Here is a 16,046-nt window from a genome sequence, read left to right on the forward strand (position 1 = left end):
TTTGATATGCAGCCATCGATCATGACCTCTTTGGCACAATCTGCGAAGGATCGTGCCATAGCTGAGAAAGTATACGCAGGAGAACGGATCAACGATGTGGAAGGAATATACCTCTTTGAGGAGGCTCCGCTGGGATTCACCGCTTCACTGGCCAATTTTGTCCGGGAGAAAAAACAAGGCAATCAGACCTTCTTCAACCGGAACTTCCATATTGAACCGACCAATGTTTGTATTTACACCTGTGCTTTTTGTTCCTATTCCCGGCTAATCAAGAACCGGGAGGACGGTTGGGAATATACGATGGAGGATATGCTCACTATGGTCAAAGCATACGATGACCAGCCGGTGACAGAGGTGCATATCGTTGGTGGTGTATTGCCGCAATATGATGTTACATTTTATGAAACGCTGTTTCGCAAGATCAAGGCCCATCGTCCGGAATTACACATCAAAGCACTGACACCAGTCGAATACCATTACATCTTCAAGAAAGAAAAAATCAGCTATGAAGAGGGAATGCGGCGTATGAAAGAAGCAGGACTGGATTCCATGCCTGGTGGAGGCGCCGAGATTTTTCATCCGGAAATACGTGATAAAATAGCCAAGGATAAATGCAATGCCGACCAGTGGCTGCGCATCCATGAGATTTGGCATGAGTTAGGCGGGCGATCGAACGCGACCATTCTCTATGGTCACATCGAAAAATACGAACACCGCGTCGATCACATGCGCCGGTTGCGTGAATTACAGGATCAGACCGGTGGGTTCCAAACCTTCATCCCGTTAAAATTCAGGAACAAAGACAACGAGATGTCCAATCTGCCGGAAGTATCGGTGGTAGAGGACCTGAAGAACTATGCCGTCTCACGCATCTATCTGGACAATTTTGATCACGTCAAAGCTTACTGGCCCATGATCGGGAGGACAACTGCCCAGATGGCATTGGCTTATGGTGTTGACGATCTTGACGGTACGATTGACGACACGACCAAAATTTATTCCATGGCCGGCTCCGAAGAGCGTAATCCAAGTCTTACCACCAAACAACTGGCCCAGCTGATCATTCAGGCAGGTCGCCAGCCGGTTGAGCGGGATACCCTTTATCATGTGGTTAAGACCTTTACGGATGCTGACGTGGAGGAACGCTGGCGTGGCTACCTCGATCTTCCGGTGACCAACAACCCGGCGTAATGGCTAAAGACATTTATCTGATCAGGCACGGAGAAACCGATTATAACCGGCAGGGAAGGGTGCAGGGACAAGGAATTGATGCTTCCATCAATGCCCTGGGGCAGTTGCAGGCGCAGGCATTCTTTGATACCTATATGGACGTTCCCTTTGACCTGGTAGTTACCTCCGGATTACGGCGAACCCATCAGACCGTTGAGCCTTTCCGGAAGCTGGACATTCCTTTTTACGCTACCAAAGATATCAATGAGATCAGTTGGGGACGATATGAAGGAATGGCTTACGGGGATGAAGTTTCGACTGCCTACCAGCAAATGATTCGTGAATGGGGTCTCGGAAACTATAACTACGCCATCGATGGTGGTGAAAGTGCCCGGGCGCTGGCTGACCGGATTGAGCGGTTTCTTCACTGGCTTACGGCGCTTGAGGAAGAGACCATCCTGATTTGTTCTCACGGACGTACATTGCGTTGCATGCTGACATTGATCCATCAGCGTCCTTTGCATGAGATGGAAGCATATCACCATCACAATACTGGTCTATACCGGTTTGCCTGGGAGCGTGGTGTTTATCATACCCTGCTTGAAAACGACATCAGTCACCTAGAGCCAATACTGGAATCATGAAAGAACCCTACCGCATTGTTACGGTCTCCTATCTGAACACCCAACCTTTCATTGAAGGATTACAACGTCACTTTACACCTGAGGAGGTCATCATCGAGCTTGCTCATCCGGCCAAGTGTGCGCAGGCGGCAAGCAGCGGTTCGGCAGACCTGGTGCTGGTTCCCGTCGGTGCTTTGCCCGAACTGGATTTTGATCATATCCTGTCAGGATGGTGTATCGGATCAAGCGGACCAGTCAGAACGGTAGCAATTTACAGCGACCGTCCGTTGGATCAGTGTGAATCGGTTTATCTCGATTATCAGTCACGTACCTCGGTGTTATTGGCTCAGATGATCGTCCAGGACTATCTCCAGCTGCCTTTACAGTTTACCCCGGCATTCCCGGGTTTCGAATCCACCATTGGAGGCAAGCAGGCGGGATTGGTGATCGGAGACCGAACCTTCCAGATGGATGAAAAATACAGTTACAAGCTGGATCTAGGTGAGCAATGGACGAAGTGGACCGGTCTTCCTTTCGCATTTGCTGTTTGGATTGCTCTACATCCGCTGGATGAGGAGTTCGAAAAGAAATTTGAAGATGCTATAGCCTGGGGCGTTCAGCATGTCGTGGAGTTTGCCGGCAGTCCGGTTGAATTGGAGTACTTTGAGCGATACATATCCTATCCATTCGATGACCGGAAGCGGAAAGCGATGAACCTTTTCCTGCAGAATGCACTCCATCTATCCGAGCGGCCTGTGGTGTAGTTTGTCAACCAGTGTTGACCAAAGGATATCACCCTTGTTCTCACCGGAATTCGCTACCTTGATTCCATAAGTTTGACCTGATGACCATCTGGGAAATACATCCGGTAAATCCGGACCAACGCAAGATCAATCAAGTTGTGCATGCCATTGAATCCGGGCAGATTGGTATTTTTCCGACCGATTCGGTTTATGGATTGGCCTGCCTGGCCAATAACCGCCAGGGTATTGAGCGGATTTGCCAGATCAAACAAGTGAAACCGGAGAAGGAGTTGTTTTCACTGTTATGCCGGGATATCCAGCAGGTTGCTGCATTTACCCGTCAGATTGACAATGCGATCTTCCGTGTACTAAGGAGGCACGTACCCGGACCGTACACTTTTATCCTCAATGCCAATACGGAGCTACCCAAGATCATCAAAAACAGGAAGGGAACCATAGGGGTTCGGGTTCCTGATAATGCCATTCTACAGGCTATTCTCAGTCAATTGTCATTACCTCTGATAACGACCAGTGTAAAACAGAATGTGGAAGAAGAGTGGGACACCTATTACATAGATCCTTATGATTTGCGTCTGGATTATGAAAACGTTGTGGATTTTATGATTGATGGTGGCCCGGGAAATGCAGAAGCTTCCACCGTACTAGACTGCACCGGGGATGACATTCAGATCGTACGTCAGGGAATTGGCGTACTGGATCTGTAGGCGGTCAATTCAGGGAAATGGCAGGAAGGTCCACGGTGCTCAGGTGAAACAACAATTCCTGAAAATCCCACTTCATGTATTTACTCAGTGGAAGTGATTCGATAAGATGATCCAATTGTTCGATTTCTGATACCTGGAAGACAACATAAAGACTACTCATATCCTTGGTAAGTGAATAGGTCAGTATTTTTCCGGATTGCATGAGCTCATCTACCCGGTAGCGCTGTTGAGGTATTAACGCTGTGAATGCATCATTTACAGGCTGCTCTATGCTGAAGGTAACAAGATACTGTAGCGGCATAGTCCAAAGTTACGATTCCTCGCCCAATTTCCTGATTGGTTTTCTCCAGTAGGCAGGTCTGGTAAGGCAGATTTCACATAAAAATTAATATGATGTCAAATGGGTTCTAAACTTCACGTATAGCATAATATACACATATCATGTTTGATTAATCTGTTGCATAACCCGCTATGTACCCTAAATATGGCTCATTTTTTGAATGTATAATACTCAGGTATAGGTATATGAAGTTGTATTTGAATGGCATACTATTTCTACTATTTTTCACCTTGAACACCGGGTATGCTCAGGATGTGAATTTCATTACCCAACACCTGGATGCCATCGTTACTTCTTATCTGGAAGACATTGCCTTGTCCAACCATTTTACCCAGGACACTTCTTTTTTGAGCAAGATTTACAATGTGGACTCACTTGCCGAAGTAGCTGATGCAGCCCGCGTTGAAAATCATCTGGCAAGCAACCGGGTCTTAACGAAGGACAAAGGGTTACAATTGGCTACCAGCTGGCAACAAAATTTTAGCAATCCGATATTTGACCTGGAGGATGGTTTGTTTTACCGTGGCCGCGGTCAGGTAGGAGTAGACTGGAATATGCTGCGGGATGGATTTCTGGGCCATCAGAAAAAAGCGCAAGCCGCGGCAGCCCAGTGGAAAGCCGATTCCCTTGATGTGCTCAGATACCGTCACAATGATTTTTACCGCTATCAGTACAACTACATCCTGTACTTGTTTAACCAAGCTAAAATCCAGGTCGTAAAAAAGAGGCTGGAATTACTGAATGAACAGATATCCATAGCCTTCCAGTTGTTTTATCTGAAACGGCTGCATTGGGAGGATGTGCTGGCACTGCTGTCCAGTAAAGGTGAAGTGGAGTTGTTTCTGAATACCTATCAAACCTATGTTGACCAGGTTGATTTACCGGCTGGATGGAAGGAAATAGAAGCTGGTGAACTTCCCGTATTCGACATTGATATTGACCGGATCAAACATGTCTTTTTCGACAGTACTCAGCTAAAACAATCCCTGGCTTTGCGCAATGAAGCAATGGACCTGCATGCGCATTGGTCAACCAGGATCGGTTTGAAAAGTACGGTGCGGTACAATTATTTGCTGGGAAACGAGATCCTGGGCCAGCAAAAAGATTTTCTCAGTGCAGGACTTTCTTTCCAGGTACCACTGGACTTCAACAGCAAGGATAGGAAACGGCAACTGGATGCCGAAAAGAAATTGGCTGAAATAGAGTACTACAACCGCTTTGATAATGATGCCAATGAGGTCCTTAACTTTTATTACGAATACGGCTATTCACTGAAACAATTTATCCATGCCTACTATACAAAATTAAAGCTGGCACAGGCCATAGTCCGTGGGGAAAGGCAAAAAGACCTGGGTGATCCTGGATATTCCCCGAAGTTCATTGTCGACAAGCTGGATGAGCTGTTGACGGTAGATCTGGATCTCCTGGATATCCAGCAGGCACTCTATCTTAAAGCGCTAAAGATGCATTCAAAGTTGCCCCAGGGTAGCATCACCGACTACCTGATCCCGAAAGATTTTAATAACCTGTTTAATCCGCAGACCGGTCCCCGCTCCTTGTATGTCTGGTCGGGTACGCTTAGTGAGCTGTCCCCCGAATACATCCTGCATTATGCCAAAATCAATAACATCAGTGAGTTGATGGTATCGACCGGCATGGAGAATGCATTGACTCAAAAATTTGAACAGCTGAGGCTTGCCGCTGGAAAAGAAGGGATCGAAGTCTGCATGATGATCGGGAACAATGCTTTGCTGAAGAAGCCGGTGGGAGAGGTATTGCCTCAGCTGATGGCATTAAGCGGAGATGTGATCCATCTTGATCTTGAACCACACACGTTTGATGACTGGGATGAAAACCATACCCTTTACCAGGCACGTTATCTTGAACTGATCCATAAGCTGTCCTCTAAATTCAAAGTGGAGGTATCGATTCCCGTGAACTATGAAGAACCATTTCTTGAGGCTATTTATGCGCTTTCTGACCGCGTATATCTGATGGCCTACGAGCACAAGGACGTCGATTACATCGAGCGCAAAACCAATGAAGCCTTTGTGTTGGGGCCGGAGAAAACAGTTTTGTCCATCCGATGCAAGGATTTCAACAACCGCTATGAACTGGAGTTATTTTGCCAAACCCTGGGTAAACGGTTTAACAACCCGAGGATCGCACTGCACGACATGAAGACAATGATGCAATTGGAAGAAAAAACCATAAGTGCCAATGCGGAGTACCGATTTTAAACGACGAAATAATCCGATCGAGATCCTGCAGGAAATCCGTCCCAACAAACGCAAAGTCAATTGGGACCGGTTACTGTATTTGACGATCCTGATTATGGGGCTTGCATATATAGGGTTTTATACGGTCCGCATGATGACCACGGTCGAAGGGGAGGGTCAGGTAAGATTTAAGAAACTTGATATCCAGTTTACCTCTGATGTGCAGATCATTGAGATCAAACGATTTGAAGGTGACTCCGTTCAGCCGGGTGATACCCTGTTCTGGTATCTGGATGAGGACATGACCAAATTTGTCCAGATAAACAATCAAACCATTAAAACTCCTAGTACCCAATGGATCGACCAGGATCGCTTAAATACCCGCCGGAAAATTGAACTCCTTCTGATTGACCTGAAGCAGTTTCAGGATATGGAAGCGCTTAATAAGTCTGAGAAGGACCGGATTAAAAAGGAGATTATGCTTGATATCTATTCGGCAGACAAGCTGGATATGTATAGTCACCGTGATATCGAATATTCAAGCCAGATTACCAGTATAAAAAAAGAGATCAGTCTGCAGCAGGAATATATGGCCTGGCTCGATCAGCAAGAGGCCCAAATAAATATCCTGGCTGCCAATGCCTCCGCAACTGCCATCCCGGACTGGAGAAGTCAGCTTAAGGCGTACGTGAGCCCGATCCGGGGAACCATCACTCAGATCCTGAAAGAAAATTACGAGGTGGCAGTCCAGGGTGATGTTGTCATGTCGATCCATAAACCAAGCAATTTGTTCATTAAGGTGTTTTATGAACAAAAGGACCTCAGGAAACTCCATGAAGGCGATATCGTGCACATTGAATTTCCTGACGGGACTACCAGTGAGGGAGTTTTGCAACGATTCTACTATGCCACCTTTGAATTACCTGAAGAATTTCAGAAGAAGTATGAGCCGGTTACCAGGAGTATAGCGGCGGATATAATACCATTGGATGAGATTGAACGCGAAAAATGGCGGCCTTTTTATAAGATGAATGTTTCGGTCTATAAAAGGGTGATCACTTTGTAGCAACAATTCCCAAACCAATATGCAATCAGGATCTATGGCGTGATTTTTGTTTTTGAACCAGTTAGGATATGCAACTTAATACCCCTATTAAATCGATCACGACCCTGCAGGGGTCGAGAGAACGTATTCTTAATGTTGAATCGGAAGGTTATGTATTTGCATACATAACGGACCGGTTTGATGGCGAGACCGCAGCGTTTGAGGAATATGATGGTGTGATCATATTGCCCACAAGTCCCGTATTACTAAAAGAGGTATTGCACCGGTTTCGCTCTGCCAACAGTTGGAAAGCGCGTTTAATGCCCCTTTTCCTCCATCAACAGATGGAACTGGAATACATGCACAGGCAGTTGGTGGATGGGATCGTTCACAAGCTTGACGAACTGTATGGGGCGGTGAGCCAGGTGAAAATCATCAAGGATCATGTTTCAGACTCCCGCCTGCGTACTTTCCCCACTTTTGAGAAAGATACCGTTTACAAATTGTTGGTATTTTTACTTTCGCGCGAACAAAAGACCCTGAAAGCCTACATCGACCGGAATTCAACAACCGGTTATACTTATCCCATCCTGGAAAGTTTGATGAATGGTAAGTCACCATACCGGCTGATGGAATTTGCCGTGGAAGAAGGATTGTTTACCACACAATTCCAGGACTCGGTATATACCTGTAACACTTGTGAAGATGGCTTCCTGATGTATCGTGAAGCTTGTCCCAAGTGCCATAATACCTATCTGAGCAGCCAGGATTTGATCCATCATTTTGCCTGTGCCCACATTGGCCCGGAGCGTAGTTTTCAGCGGGATAACAATGAACTGGTTTGCCCCAAATGCGATAAAGCATTGAAACACATCGGTATTGATTACGACAAGCCTGCAGTAATGCACCATTGCAATACCTGCCATCACGAATTTCAATCTTTTCAGATCGTTGCTACATGTTGTTCCTGTCATAAAACCACCGAAGTAGAACATCTGCTGAAAAGAGAGATACTAACCTATCACCTGACCGACAAAGCGCATAATCAGGTCCATGCCGGGGCGGACTTCAATCACCATCCCGTACAGGAGAACAACATCCCTGGAGCCGTCTCCGAAGCTGCCTTTTATCTGAATATGCAGTATGAGCTGATGAAGGCAGGTAAACAAAAAGTAATGATGGGCATGATCCGCTGGGAACACTATGCACAGCTATTGGAGAAAATAGGACGTCAGGAATACCACTTACTCCAAGTCAATATTACTGAACAGGTCAAATCATCCCTGCAATCGATCGATTTCATCAGTGTGATGGACAATTGTATCCTTTTCAGTTGTTTACAGACCTCTGCCGAACTGGCAACCCGGGTCGTTGAACGTACGGTGTTCCTGCTATCTCATCTGATAAAGGACAATTTTACCGGACAGGACATCACGTTTGAAGGAAAATGTTTGTTCCTCCAGAGCCAGCATGACGTGAAGTCGGTGGTGCTGGAGAAACTTAATGAGGAATCATGGTAGATCCGTTTGAGTTCATTCGCTACTGGCAGCTTGCTGGTTGGGAGAAGTTCTTACGGGTATTCTGGTTCTTCTTTCTGTTCGAGTTTACCAGGTATGTACTGATCGATTATCTGGTCCTTATATTTTATTACTTAAAAAGGAAAGTGCATAAATCGGACTGGGAGGATGCGCGTACGGCGCTGCACCTGGAACAGCCACTGGTATCGGTCATTGTGCCTGGAAAAAATGAAGGCAAACACCTGTTCAAACTGGTCAAGTCACTGTCCGAGCAGACCTATCAGAACCTGGAACTGATTGTGGTAGATGATGGATCGGATGATCAAACCGCATTGATAGGACGAGATCTGGAGCGAAATGGATTGATCGATTTGTTTTTATCCAATAAGGTACGGGGAGGCAAAGCTTCCGGGGCGAATGCAGCCTTAACCTACGCAAAAGGGAAGTACATTGTTCACCTGGATGCCGATTGTTCCTTCGATCGTGATGCAGTAGAAGAAGTGCTGCTGCCTTTTTACTACGACCCGAAGATTGGTGCAGTAGGGGGTAATCTGGAAGTTCGTAACCATGAGGAAAGCATTGCCACTACACTGCAGGCAATCGAATATCTAAAAGTGATCCTGACCGGAAGAATGGTGACTTCTACCCTGGGTATCTACCGGATCATCTCGGGAGCCTTTGGGGCCTTTCGTGCCGATATATTACATCGCCTTGGAGGATGGGACATCGGACCCGGACTTGACGGTGACATCACGGTAAAGATTCGTAAACTGGGCTACCGGGTTTATTTCCAACCTTCGGCTCACGGTCTGACCAGCGTACCAAATACGTTTCAGAAACTTGCAAAGCAACGTTTGCGCTGGGACAAATCCATCATCCGCTTCCGGGTACGTAAACACCGGGACATTTTTTACCCCAACGAACAATTCCGGTTCAGTAATTTCTTCTCCTCACTGGAAAACATCGGCTACAATGTGGTCATGAACATCAAATGGTTTATCTATCTGATAGACATTGTGGTTAATTTCAGTGGCTTGATCAAGTTCATCCTGCCAATGAATATCTTACTCTATTCGGCCGCGAACTTTGTTCAGTTCTCGGCAATTATGCTGATCGTTCAAAAACCAAAGGAAAAAAGAAAGCTCATCCTGTACCTGCCGTTGATGGTGTTTTATACTGGATATTTTCTGCGTATTGTACGTACGATGGCACACTTTAAGGAGTTATTCTTCCTCGCTTCCTATAAAGATCCCTGGAATCCCTATAAGTCATCCCGGATGGCCAAGCAATTAGGTATTTGATTCCTGAAGCCGGATCAGATGTGGATGACTTCTCCATAAGCAGCGGCCGTGGCTTCCATGATGGCTTCACTCATCGTCGGATGCGGATGAATGCTCTTGATGATCTCATGGCCAGTCGTTTCCAGTTTGCGTGCGACCACCACTTCAGCGATCATTTCCGTTACATTCATGCCGATAAGGTGTGCTCCCAGCCACTCGCCGTACTTTGCATCGTAGATCACTTTAACAAAGCCCTGTTTGGCGCCGGCAGCACTGGCTTTACCGGAGGCAGAGAATGGGAACTTGCCGATTTTGAGTGTATATCCGGCTGCTTTGGCAGCTTCTTCGGTGTAGCCTACCGAGGCTACTTCAGGGCTGCAGTACGTACACGAAGGTATATTGTTGTAGTTAATCGGTTCGACGTGCAGTCCAGCGATTTTTTCTACACATAGAATGCCTTCAGCGCTGGCCACGTGCGCTAGCGCGGGGCCGGGAATGACATCCCCGATCGCGTAAATGCCCGCAACATTGGTCTGATAATAAGGATCAACCTGGATCAATCCCCGGTCGGTTTTGATGCCCAGGGCCTCCAGTCCGATGTTCTCTGTATTGGGAGTGACACCTACTGCAGAGAGGACAATATCGCAACTGATAACCTCTTCTTTGCCGGTTTTCCGGTCCTTGACGGTGACCTGGCAGCCATTGCCGGAAGTATCGATTTTCTCAACACTGGCTCCGGCACGCACATCGATTCCTTCTTTCTTGAAGATCTTGGCGAGCTCTTTCGATATATCGGCATCTTCCCGTGGTACCAGGCCTTGTTCCAGAAATTCCACCACGGTGACCTGCGTGCCCAGGGTATGATAAAAATAGGCAAACTCAACACCTATAGCCCCGGCTCCCATGACGACCATAGACTTGGGGCGGGAAGGCAGTGTCAGTGCTTCGCGGTAGCCAATGATTTTTTTACCGTCAATTTTAATGTTTGGCAACTCTTTCGAGCGTGCACCGGTCGCTATGATTATATGATCAGCGGAGTAGACTTCCTTTTTACCTTCCGGCGTGGTTACTTCCACCTGCTTGCCTCGCAGTAATTTACCGGTGCCGGTAATCACGGTAATTTTATTTTTTTTCATAAGAAACTGCACACCTTTGGACATACCGTCGGCGACATCCCGGCTGCGTTTGATAATACCATCAAAATTTGGTTCTGCACCTTTCACTTCGATTCCGTAATCTGCAGCATGCTTCATGTATTCAAACACCTGGGCGCTTTTCAGCAATGCTTTGGTGGGAATACATCCCCAGTTCAGGCAGATCCCTCCCAAAGATTCACGCTCTACTACGGCTACTTTTTTGCCGAGTTGAGCAGCACGGATGGCGGCTACATAACCTCCGGGTCCACTTCCGATGATGATGATATCAAACTGCATATTTGGATGTTTTTGTATCGGTTTTTAAAAAGCGCTACAAAGATAGCTATTCTGACTGCTTTTAGGGGGTAATGGTTATTTGTGGATTTGTACGGGACAGCGATCTTCAATAAAATCTCGCACGTCAACCCACCCAGGCTGAAACAATTCGGTGCCATCGGTCCGTACAAAATAGATGCCTTTGTTATCGGCAACCCGCGCGAAACCATTTACAAAATCCCAGGCCAGTCCGTATCGTGGTGTGATGACCATCTTGCCATCAACCCCGAGATAGCCCCAAAGTTCATCCTGCATGCAACAGGCCCGATCATCCTGAAACCGGTTGATTTGTTTAAAACCTGTCTCATTCAATAATGTGCCGGATGCATCGACCAGGTACCATTTCTGATCCTGGAACATAGACCAGCGCATACTACCCAGGCCTTGAACCAGCGTTCCTTCCAAGGGTGTTTCCAGGCTGTTATTCAGATCCAGCAGATACCATTTGCCTGATTTTTGCACTGCTGAAACACGGTCCAGTGGTTCTGCAATCTGATCGTATGTCCCAGGTAGGATCTCGTTTTGAGCCTGGTCATAGATTGTGAAATTCCGGTTTTGCCTTAACGCTATATAAGGCCCATCCAGGCTGCCAATCCAATCGTAAACAGCTGGCAACCGAAATGTTCCCAGGGTATCGATGAGCCCATATTTATTCTCTGATTTCACCTTCGCCAATCCGGATGGATTAAAATCGGTACCACTTTGGTATTTGGTAGAGACGACTTCCTTCCCCTGCCGGTTGAGAAAACCAGTATTTCCACTGGTGATGACCCGGATCCGTCCGTTGACCAGATCGTTGACCTCATCATAGGCGGGATGAAACAATATACGGTTGGCTGTGTCGATAAAAGCAAAGCTTCCATCAAAGTTCCAGACCCTGGCAATACCCTGGTTAAACATCCAACCTCCTTTATATCCAGCAGGGATGGCCCATGCACCATTGGGGCGGATGTAACCCCATTTGCCCCCGGTATTGACCGGACACAGATTTTGAGAAAAGGATCCGATCTGGTCGAACTGTGCGGGAATGACCACCTGGCCGGTCTCGTCGAGAAATCCCCACTTGTCCTCTGTTGGCATGAAATCTTCAAAGTAAGCTGCTTCATCATTTTGGGTATCGTCCTCTTCCTGACTGGATGGGCGGCATTGCCAACAGGTCCAGAGAAGGAAAGGTAACAGCCATAGCGATGTTAAATTTTTCATAATGCATATCAGGTGCCGGGACAAAGGTGATGATATTTTTCGTTAATTACACGATACAAAACCGGAGTTATGGTCCTTCCCTTACTGTTATCCATTGCTGTTTCACTGGTTCAGGATGCCTGGATCCATTACCAAAGTGAAGCCGGTAAGTTCTCAATTGATACCCCCTATAAACTCCAGGAAAAAATTATCCGTGCTACCACCGAAATAGGTCAGCTGGAGTACCACAACTTTTATCGCAAGATCTCAGGGGATGATTCAATGCAGGTGGATTACCGGGTTTCCTATGTTGATTATCCACTGGATTATAACCTGGCAGACTCTTCGGATATCGTTCAGTCCATCCTGGAGTCAACGGTAGATGAATCCGTAAAATCGGTGGGTGGAGATTTGTTGTATTCCAACGATGACTACAGCTATCAGTTGCCCGGCAAAGTATGGCGTATCAATTATAAAGAGGGCAATGATGCCATCCGGGCGAAAGCCTGCATCAGGGGCAATCGTTTTTATTTGCTGCAGGCTTTATATCCTGTAGATAAAAGTGCGCAGGTCAACGACCATTTTTTCAAGTCATTCCGCCTTCAATAAATCCATTGTTTTCAGCGCATCTGTTGGAAATTGCAGTGGGCCTTCTGAGTACGGTTTTCCCTAAAAAAGGAAAAACAGGACTGAGATCAACTCATCCCTGTTTTTCCGGATACTTATCACCATATTTTTTCCCGCTCACCATTTCGGCTTACCGGGACTGTTATTGGGATGGTGTAAGTTTTTTCAAATTCTTTCTGACGCCCGTTAGAAAAAATTTGAAAGGAGGGAGGTCATTTTTACAACGATCACTTCCTCCTGATCATTCTTACCTACGAGAGCAAACCACATAATTTATGTGGCACTTCCAGTCCGGGTCCTATCTGCCAGAAACCCCTGCCTAACTCTTGACCGGAAATATTTTAATAGCTCGCGTATTCGGAATAATCAATTGAATTAGACAGTATTCAAATATATATTATTTTCCAATTTATTGCAATCAAAATATATGATTTTGATGAATATTGTTTTATCTAATGTGTATGTGATAGGTTTAGAGTCTTGTCCGATCATTTGATGCCCTTCCTAAGCAATTGCTGCCTGCCTGGAGGAATCGATTAAGCGGATCAGCTGATCCGCCTGTGCCAGGTGGGTACGAAAAGACAAAACGGCGATCCGAAGCCAGAAAACTCCTTCCAGTGAGGTTGTTGAAATAAAAAGAGATCCATCCCGGTGGATATTGGTCGCTATGCGACGATTAAATTCATTTGTAGCTGTATCCGTACCGGCACGGAACAAAAAAACGGTCAGGGTGGGGGCAGGGCCCATATGCCAGCCCAGTTCTTTCAGCGCGTTATACAGATATTTTGTTAACAGGTATTTTTCTTCTATGGCCGCGCGGATTGGGGCCACTCCAAAAAGCCTTAACGGCATCCACATCCGCACCGACCGAAAGTGCCTGGTGAGTTCCGGGGAGTAATCCGATGGCGAATATTCAAGGTTTTCAACATCGGCATCCTGCATATACGCTGCAGAATACCGCATGCTTTGAAATAGCTTCTTCCGATCCCGGATCAGGACGGCTCCGATGCCATAGGGTAAAAATAGCCCTTTGTGTGGGTCTATGACCACGGAATCTGCCTGTTCCCATCCCTTGAACTTAGGCTTCAGTTCGGGGACAAGCGCAAAAAAACCTCCGTAAGCTGCGTCAACATGAAACCAGGTGCCAAATTCACGAGACAATGCAGCAATTTTATCCAACGGATCAATGACTCCGGTATCGGTGGTGCCGGCAGAACCTACAATCATGAGGGGTAACAGTCCCTGATTCCGATCCTTTTCCAGCTGCCGTTGCAGATCTTCCGTGTCCATCGTGTAATCACCGTGCATGGCAATGGATCTGATTTGCGCGAAATGCATTCCGGCCAGATGGACGGCTTTCCGGATGCAATGGTGTGCCTGGTCAGTAAGATAAATACATGCTTGTTCTAGCTGGCGGGGATGACTGATGTATTGATCCCGTGCTACAATCAATGCGGTGAGGGTAGCTAATGATCCTCCGGATGTTAGCGTCCCCCCGGATGCATCACCCCAGCCGATGATGGAATTCATCCAGCGAATTAAAGCTTCTTCCATTTTAGCTCCTCCCGGAGAGGCATAGGCAATGCCGGCATAGGTATTGCCGGCCGCAGCGAGATAGTCCCCCAGCGCTCCGGGATAAAGTCCTCCGCCCGGTATGTATCCAAAATGCCCGCCAGATGCGGCATTGATGCCTCTGTTCCAGATCTGTGACCGGTAGGTTTCTAATAATTCTTCAAGTGGATGACCGTTTTCCTTTGGGTCCAGGGATGCGTTGTTTTCCTGGTGTGGTTCCGGATAAAAATATGTCTTCCGCTCCTCCAGGGTATCCAGAAATTCCAGGCCGCTGTGCATCACTTTATCTGTCCACTCATTTCTGGATGCCATCGTTCCTTCCAGTTGCCGGGAAATATTTTCCAGCTCCAGTATGCGATCTGTCAACATCTCTGTTTCGTTTTTTCAATATTACATCGATGCCCGAAGATATCAATTTGGGAAGTTCCTCCGGTATTCTTGATTCGACATTGATGTAAGACTTCAAAGATCGATTCAACCGCCATTCTTCTGGGAAAGTCCCAGGTTATTTCGATTTTTACAATGCGATGTATCAAATTGAAAAAGTACAGGGCGATATTACCAGAGTACACACAGACTGCATTGTGAATGCTGCAAACACCTGGCTTCACGGAGGCGGAGGGGTTGATGGAGCTATTCACAGGGCTGCCGGACCTGAACTTTCCGCCGAATGCGCAGAATATGTACAGGAAAATGGTCTTCTTCCTACCGGGAATGTGATGCATACGACAGGAGGAGACCTACCGGTGAAAGGTGTCATTCATACGGTTGGTCCGATATACAGGGAACATTCACCGGAAGAGGCTGATCGCCTTTTGCTGTCGTGCTATCGCAATGCAATGGCAATGGCAGAATCAATGCATTACAGGTCTATTGCATTTCCGAATATCAGTACCGGCATCTATGGATTTCCCAGGGAAAGGGCTGCACAACTGGTTTGTCGCGGACTCAAATTGTGGCAGTCTGAAAACTGGAATTTTGTCAGCCGCGTGCTCCTGGTCTGCTTTGATGGCGAAAACCTTGCTTTTTATCAAAAATATTGTTCATGAAAAAAATTGCCGTTTTCCCGGGTTCCTTTGATCCCATCACGATCGGTCATGTTGACCTGGTTACCAGGTACCTGCCATTGTTCGATGAAATAATCGTTGCAGTTGGGGTCAACTCTCAGAAGACATCATTGTTTGATTTGAAACAGCGGTTAGAATGGCTGGAACTGGTCTTTGATCAGGAGCCCAGAGTACGGATCGATTATTTTGAAGGTTTGACCGCACATTACTGTCAAAAAGTGGAAGCGAGGTACCTGTTGAGGGGATTGCGGAATGCATCGGACTTTGACTATGAAAAGACCATTTCACAGTTGAACCACATCGTAGGTCATAATTTGGAAACAGTGTTTTTGATCAGTCAGCCGGCTTACTCACACATCAGTTCAACCATTGTGCGCGAGATCATCAAAGGAGGAGGTGATGCTTCTCCTTTTCTGCCAAAACAAATAAAATTAGTCCATCAATAAATAAAATAGCAACTGATC

At 46.6% G+C, this 16,046-nt stretch carries 15 protein-coding genes; 11 read left to right on the top strand and 4 right to left on the bottom strand.

What is annotated here, in order from left to right:
- Positions 1 to 6: 6 nt before the first annotated feature.
- The 4 genes from mqnE (at position 7) to H6570_06790 (ending at position 3,261) form a co-directional block, all read left to right on the top strand.
- Positions 7 to 1,191 (top strand): aminofutalosine synthase MqnE, encoded by a 1,185-nt coding sequence (gene mqnE, locus H6570_06775; protein ID MCB9318967.1) that lies wholly within the window; start codon positions 7 to 9, stop codon positions 1,189 to 1,191.
- Complete coding sequence (locus H6570_06780; GenBank protein ID MCB9318968.1) at positions 1,191 to 1,814, top strand: histidine phosphatase family protein; 624 nt, start codon at positions 1,191 to 1,193, stop codon at positions 1,812 to 1,814. Before mqnE ends, H6570_06780 begins: the two co-directional genes overlap by 1 nt.
- Complete coding sequence (locus tag H6570_06785) at positions 1,811 to 2,557, top strand: menaquinone biosynthesis protein (protein MCB9318969.1); 747 nt, start codon at positions 1,811 to 1,813, stop codon at positions 2,555 to 2,557. The genes H6570_06780 and H6570_06785 overlap by 4 nt, the downstream gene beginning before the upstream one ends.
- A gap of 80 nt (positions 2,558 to 2,637) precedes the next feature.
- Positions 2,638 to 3,261: a threonylcarbamoyl-AMP synthase gene (locus H6570_06790; protein MCB9318970.1), complete on the top strand. Its 624-nt coding sequence runs from the start codon at positions 2,638 to 2,640 to the stop codon at positions 3,259 to 3,261.
- A gap of 4 nt (positions 3,262 to 3,265) precedes the next feature.
- Here the strand turns inward: H6570_06790 and H6570_06795 are convergent, their stop codons facing one another.
- Positions 3,266 to 3,562 (bottom strand): hypothetical protein, encoded by a 297-nt coding sequence (locus H6570_06795; protein MCB9318971.1) that lies wholly within the window; start codon positions 3,560 to 3,562, stop codon positions 3,266 to 3,268.
- A gap of 224 nt (positions 3,563 to 3,786) precedes the next feature.
- On the opposite strand from H6570_06795, the gene H6570_06800 reads away from it, so the two are divergent.
- The 4 genes from H6570_06800 (at position 3,787) to H6570_06815 (ending at position 9,683) form a co-directional block, all read left to right on the top strand.
- Complete coding sequence (locus H6570_06800) at positions 3,787 to 5,841, top strand: hypothetical protein (protein ID MCB9318972.1); 2,055 nt, start codon at positions 3,787 to 3,789, stop codon at positions 5,839 to 5,841.
- Positions 5,822 to 6,886 carry an HlyD family efflux transporter periplasmic adaptor subunit gene (locus H6570_06805; protein MCB9318973.1) on the top strand — a complete coding sequence of 355 codons (1,065 nt, stop codon included), beginning with the start codon at positions 5,822 to 5,824 and terminating at the stop codon, positions 6,884 to 6,886. Before H6570_06800 ends, H6570_06805 begins: the two co-directional genes overlap by 20 nt.
- Before the next feature lie 68 nt (positions 6,887 to 6,954).
- Positions 6,955 to 8,385 carry a hypothetical protein gene (locus tag H6570_06810; protein ID MCB9318974.1) on the top strand — a complete coding sequence of 477 codons (1,431 nt, stop codon included), beginning with the start codon at positions 6,955 to 6,957 and terminating at the stop codon, positions 8,383 to 8,385.
- Positions 8,379 to 9,683 (top strand): glycosyltransferase, encoded by a 1,305-nt coding sequence (locus H6570_06815; protein MCB9318975.1) that lies wholly within the window; start codon positions 8,379 to 8,381, stop codon positions 9,681 to 9,683. The genes H6570_06810 and H6570_06815 overlap by 7 nt, the downstream gene beginning before the upstream one ends.
- A 14-nt stretch (positions 9,684 to 9,697) precedes the next feature.
- Here H6570_06815 and lpdA read toward each other — a convergent pair whose 3' ends face one another.
- Together lpdA and H6570_06825 are read right to left on the bottom strand one after the other, a co-directional pair.
- On the bottom strand, positions 9,698 to 11,095 hold the full coding sequence (gene lpdA / locus H6570_06820; protein MCB9318976.1) for a dihydrolipoyl dehydrogenase: 1,398 nt from the start codon (positions 11,093 to 11,095) through the stop codon (positions 9,698 to 9,700).
- A gap of 75 nt (positions 11,096 to 11,170) precedes the next feature.
- Positions 11,171 to 12,337, bottom strand: a complete 1,167-nt coding sequence (locus H6570_06825; GenBank protein ID MCB9318977.1) for a WG repeat-containing protein — start codon at positions 12,335 to 12,337, stop codon at positions 11,171 to 11,173.
- Positions 12,338 to 12,406: 69 nt separating this feature from the next.
- Between H6570_06825 and H6570_06830 the strand changes: the two genes are divergently transcribed.
- Positions 12,407 to 12,925: a hypothetical protein gene (locus tag H6570_06830; protein MCB9318978.1), complete on the top strand. Its 519-nt coding sequence runs from the start codon at positions 12,407 to 12,409 to the stop codon at positions 12,923 to 12,925.
- 522 nt (positions 12,926 to 13,447) lie between these two features.
- On the opposite strand, the gene H6570_06835 is transcribed toward H6570_06830, so the two are convergent.
- A complete protein-coding gene (locus H6570_06835) occupies positions 13,448 to 14,884 on the bottom strand; it encodes an aminotransferase class V-fold PLP-dependent enzyme (protein MCB9318979.1) in 1,437 nt (478 codons plus the stop codon).
- A 158-nt stretch (positions 14,885 to 15,042) separates the two neighbouring features.
- Here H6570_06835 and H6570_06840 point away from each other — a divergent pair, with 158 nt between their 5' ends.
- Both H6570_06840 and coaD read left to right on the top strand, forming a co-directional pair.
- Positions 15,043 to 15,564: a macro domain-containing protein gene (locus tag H6570_06840; protein MCB9318980.1), complete on the top strand. Its 522-nt coding sequence runs from the start codon at positions 15,043 to 15,045 to the stop codon at positions 15,562 to 15,564.
- Complete coding sequence (coaD, locus tag H6570_06845; protein ID MCB9318981.1) at positions 15,561 to 16,028, top strand: pantetheine-phosphate adenylyltransferase; 468 nt, start codon at positions 15,561 to 15,563, stop codon at positions 16,026 to 16,028. The genes H6570_06840 and coaD overlap by 4 nt, the downstream gene beginning before the upstream one ends.
- The last annotated feature ends 18 nt before the right edge of the window (positions 16,029 to 16,046 follow it).

This window comes from Lewinellaceae bacterium (assembly GCA_020636135.1).
In the GTDB taxonomy this organism is placed as follows: domain Bacteria; phylum Bacteroidota; class Bacteroidia; order Chitinophagales; family Saprospiraceae; genus JAGQXC01.